The 4,713-nt window shown below is 46.3% G+C and carries 5 protein-coding genes; 3 read left to right on the forward strand and 2 right to left on the reverse strand.

From position 1 onward, the window contains the following. The 3 genes from L0156_23750 to L0156_23760 form a co-directional block, all read left to right on the forward strand. Nucleotides 1–1,014, forward strand: a 1,014-nt coding sequence (locus L0156_23750; GenBank protein ID MCI0606013.1) for a sulfatase-like hydrolase/transferase, incomplete at its 5' end; no start/stop codon positions are given. Nucleotides 1,015–1,066: 52 nt separating this feature from the next. Next, nucleotides 1,067–1,771 carry a hypothetical protein gene (locus tag L0156_23755; GenBank protein MCI0606014.1) on the forward strand — a complete coding sequence of 235 codons (705 nt, stop codon included), beginning with the start codon at nucleotides 1,067–1,069 and terminating at the stop codon, nucleotides 1,769–1,771. A 49-nt stretch (nucleotides 1,772–1,820) separates the two neighbouring features. Continuing rightward, on the forward strand, nucleotides 1,821–2,750 hold the full coding sequence (locus L0156_23760; protein MCI0606015.1) for a hypothetical protein: 930 nt from the start codon (nucleotides 1,821–1,823) through the stop codon (nucleotides 2,748–2,750). On the opposite strand, the gene L0156_23765 is transcribed toward L0156_23760, so the two are convergent. Both L0156_23765 and L0156_23770 read right to left on the reverse strand, forming a co-directional pair. Next, nucleotides 2,735–3,439: a Stf0 sulfotransferase family protein gene (locus L0156_23765; GenBank protein MCI0606016.1), complete on the reverse strand. Its 705-nt coding sequence runs from the start codon at nucleotides 3,437–3,439 to the stop codon at nucleotides 2,735–2,737. The two genes, L0156_23760 and L0156_23765, sit on opposite strands and share 16 nt — an antisense overlap. 41 nt (nucleotides 3,440–3,480) lie before the next feature. Next, nucleotides 3,481–4,713: hypothetical protein (locus L0156_23770; protein ID MCI0606017.1), on the reverse strand; the 1,233-nt coding region annotated here is incomplete at its 5' end.

Raw genomic sequence — 4,713 nt, forward strand, 5'->3', positions numbered from 1 at the left:
CCCGAACAATTCAAGACGATGGCTGAAGTTTTTTTTGATTCAGGGTATGAGACATCAATGTTCTTAGCGACACCCAATGCCACGAAAGTGTTCGGCTACACGCAAGGGTTTGAACATGTCTGGTCTCCCGCGAGAATCATTAATGCGGATGAAATAGGTGGTCAGGTTCAGACCTGGTTAAGAAAAGTTGCGGGCCACCGCTTCTTTTCCTATGTTCATATTCGAGAACCGCACTTACCCTTCCAGCCGCCTCCAGAATTCTTGCGCCGCTTTCGCGATGATCCCAGTTTTCAGGTGCCTGAATTCAAATTTTCAATACCACCTTCCGAAGAGGATAAAAGCAAAATTCGAGATGTATATGATGCAAGCATCGCTTTTGGCGACGCTGAGCTGGGAAAAATCCTGTCGACCCTTCGAGCGCTCGGTTTAGATGAAAGAACAATCATCATCGTTCTCTCCGATCACGGGGAGGCCTTTTGGGAACATCAAATACAAGGTCACAACCTCACACTTTATGATGAAATGCTGCGGATCCCGTTAATCATTCATTTCCCTCGCGAACCGAAGCTGAGCAATGTTCGCAGTACGGATCTTGTGGGGAACTTCGATGTATTTTCTACGCTTGTTGATCTATTCCCCTTTTCCCGGAAGCGAATCCTGTTGAACGGAAAAAGTCTCTTGCCTGGTTTGGTGTTCGGATCGAAGCAATCGCCCAGATCCCTGTTTTTTCATCGCGCCAGATATCGCCACTACGCTTTGCGCTCTTCAACCATGAAATACATCAGTGAATACGATCGCAAGCGGGAAGAATTGTACGATCTTTCCACCGATCCCTCTGAAACACAGAATCTAGTCGAGACTTATCCAATCCTTTCCGCGTATTATCGTGTCGAGCTCGAAAAGACCCTTGATAAACAACGCAAAACTCGCGATTCCCTTCGAATTCAACAGCCCAAAACAGTCATCGATGAAGAAACAAGAGAGCACCTGAAGGCTCTTGGGTATGTGAATTGAGTCGTTCAAAGCCCTAATATTTTCAAACAGGCGTGATATTATCGCGGGCAATATGTTCTTAGTTGGTGGACCTCCGTTTAGTGGCACTACACTATTAGCATTTCTTCTGAATCAGGGGAATCTGATCTGTCTGGACGAACCCGATTTTCACAATCCCGAACAGAGTCATCGCGGGATACCATTCTTGAAGACATTATTTCCAGACAAAACCTTTCCTGAAGATCCCCGCAAACCGTTGACCTATGAAGAAACCGTTTCGCTTGTTCGAGAATGCGAAAAAGCTATGAGTCCGATCAACCTTGGAATCAAAACTTGCAATGACGTTTTCATTGGCCATGCAAGAATCTATAAGCAGTTGAAGTATCCGGTCATCGCAATCATTCGAGATATTCGGGATGCGCTCGTAAACCCGCTGCCTGACTGGTTGACGGAAAACAAAATGAGCCGGTTGTACCGCATGATCTGGGAAAATCTGTCAATGTTTGATCTCGTAATCCGGTACGAGGACCTGATCAGATTTCCGGAAAACACGATGATCCAAATTTCCCGGATTTTAGGCTCGCCGCTGGAAGTTCGGGAGAGCTGGAATCCAAACCTGGTTCATGGTCCAATGCTTAAGTTGCAACGACACCACCAATTGAAACGTGGGACTATCTCCAAAGACAGAATTGGAATCTGGAAGGATTGCGGGAAATCATTCATGGAAGAAACCCACGAAACCGCACTCATTATGGGTTATCCAAAAACTGCATTGTAGATGACTGAACTCGTGAAATAAATTAAAATATGCAATCAAAGGAAACAGAATGATTCGATCTAAATGGGTTATGCTTTGTCCGATGGCGCGATCAGGCTCGAGCCACACAAGTGAGCTTCTGGCTGGCCATGAGCGCTTGTACAGCCATCACGGTTTATTCAACAACGGTCCGTTTGGAAGATGGCCCGCCGATCAATTCATTCCCCCCGAAAAAAAGGATTACTACAGCGCTATCCTCGATAAGAATTATGTCCGTATCGGCGGCCAGGAGCATTCCGGTGAGTTTTTGGATGAATACATATTCACGGACGATCCCCGGTACAATCCATACAACTGGGAATGCGTCGGGTTTAAGATTCAATTCGTCCACTTAGTTCATATGCCGGACCTGCGAGAATATTTGATCAAAAACAAAGATATAAAAATTATTGTAAATACACGTCGACATTTACTGGAACACACTTGCGCAGAGTACTGGTGCCAAAATGGAAATTCGCGAGCGGCTCGTGAGGGAAAATCATACACTTTTGGCAAAACAGATGCGATCGTTGTGGATCCCGGGGGCATCCGGGCAACCTTTCGTAACCTTTGCCGTTATCGCCAGTACGCAATTGAAACTTTTAATGACGGAGAACGGGATTTTCTCGAATGGTCTTATGAAGACATGTTTCATGAAAATGGATTGATCAACATCGAAAATCATCGAAAGCTATTTGATTTTCTCGATACTAAACCTTCTCGCTCCTTTGCTGCGACATTTTCACAAACACCACGACCGCCGGCAAAAGAATACTTTTTGAATTTTCAAGAAATCGCGGAGTTTATCCGAGTCTCCGATGACGGGATCTTTCAGAAATACTTTTCCGATGATTATGATCCGCGAAAGGATGCTTCCTGGCCGGTTTTAAAGAATTACCGCCTCGAGAATATTATGATTGAGAAGAATAACGACGCCTTTCGTAACTACTCACGCGATTGATATAACCGCACAAAATGCTCGGACAGTTCGTCACTGAGCTTCTTTCTTTTTGCCTGAACGTTCAGATCTTCCGGTGCCGGAATTGTTAAATAATTAAGGATTTTTCTAACCACAACGGTGTAATCTTGCTGAAGATCCTCTTCGTACGTGATGACAAGTGGTGATACTTCCAGCGATTTAAAATAGCTTGCCCAATTCAGATCCCATGCACGAACCTGCTGAACAAGGTGATTCAATGCGGAAAAATTGAACTCAGGAATACGTTCGTATTCGGGGGGTTCGTTGTCATACCAGCTGATGATCCCGGTCTGTTTCCGCTTCCAGATGGAAATCGCCTGCCGAAGTTTGTCCTGACGCCGAATCCAGATATACCGAAATTCCGGCGCTACGTCCCGCAATGCAGAAGCATTGAGGGTTGCTGAATGATTCAGGTAGTGATTTTGAAAATCAGTCCACATGATTTTGAAGCCGAAGACACCATTCGATGTGGTCCCGAATTCCAGCACTTTAGCCAAATAATCAGAGAAACGGGTCGTACTCCATTCATTCGCGTATTCTTCCGCTGTGCCGGAATGGAAATATTCATCCGGTTTTCCTGCCAATGCAGTACTCCAGAGAGCTTCGCATAACAACCCGCTTCCGGATCGCGGAGTCGCACAGACCATGTAAACGGTATGAGGTTTCATCATTTCAAACAGTGTGAATACTTTCGCGTGCCGTGCGTTCTATTTTACTTCTTTTCAGTCTTTTCCATTCCTGTTGAACCTGCAAGATCGATCATTCCGGCTGCAGCGCACCATAACATCGCGGGCCAGGCAACCAGCGCGTAGCGGTCGATCATCCAACCCAGCACCATTCCTATCAACAGCGTTCGAGTAAGGACACACAAAAACATCAGGGCGGTCAAACGGTGATACCACAAAGCTGTCCGGTTCCGAAAATTTCTAAGAGCGGAAAATAGCGCGTAACCTGCAAGAAGGAACAGGGAGATTCTCATCACATAGCTTGCGTAGACCACCGCCTTCCCTGTCCATATTGCAGGCCCCAACATCATTGTGAGGCGATTATTCCTTTCAAAATTGAACCACAGCATGCCGGTTCGCCAGATCCTGGTCAGTACGGCATTCACAAAGAAATTGTCCCGGAGCCTCTTGTCGGCGACTGATTGAAAGAGGCGATCCACCTGCTCATCGTAAACCCCCTTTGTCCTTGCTAGATCGAGAGCTTTCTGTATTTCGATTCGTTCAAACTCGTCTGCAAAAGCGCGTTTGGGAAAGGCATCAACGCTCGTATTGAGGATTTTACCGCCGTGAAGAAAACGATTATACGCATTCTGTTCCGTACTGAACCAGCTGTTTACCCAATTATGTGCGCCACGCTTGTGAAGCGAAAAGCGACCATAAGGCAACAAATCCCCGGTCGAAAGGTTCCGGTAAAATACTTGAAGCAACAAACACGCGAAGAACAACATGGCGCCATAAACCGAATAACGAAACAAAATGGATCTACTCTCTTGCTTCAGAAACAATGCCCCACCAATCAAGACAGGCGCCATTACGATCATTTCGGGACGCAGGAACATCGTTGCGCACAGAGTAAGGCAGGAAAAGAAAAAGAAAATATTCTGAATCACGCCTTGTTTTACAACGAACCCAAATAACCCAAGAATGCCAAGAGTAGTGAGAGAAGCCGTCAGCGAATCCGGCAACATGTTGCGACAATCTTCAAATGTCCAGGGCTGAGCTCCAAGCATGATCGCGATGAGAAAAAGCCAGTACGACTTTCTCAAGGCCGAGCAAGCAAGCCACTGAAAAATGAGCAGGACGAATGCTATCAGACTGAACTGAACGACAGCACAAAGTGCGCGAGCTCCAAGCCAATCACTCGCCAGGGACCTACACAATGCGAGAAATACAGGGTAACCTACAGGGCGCCAGTCTCCTTTCCCCTCAGCTCTCGGAAG

The sequence above is a fragment of the bacterium genome (genome assembly GCA_022616075.1).
Taxonomy (GTDB): domain Bacteria; phylum Acidobacteriota; class HRBIN11; order JAKEFK01; family JAKEFK01; genus JAKEFK01.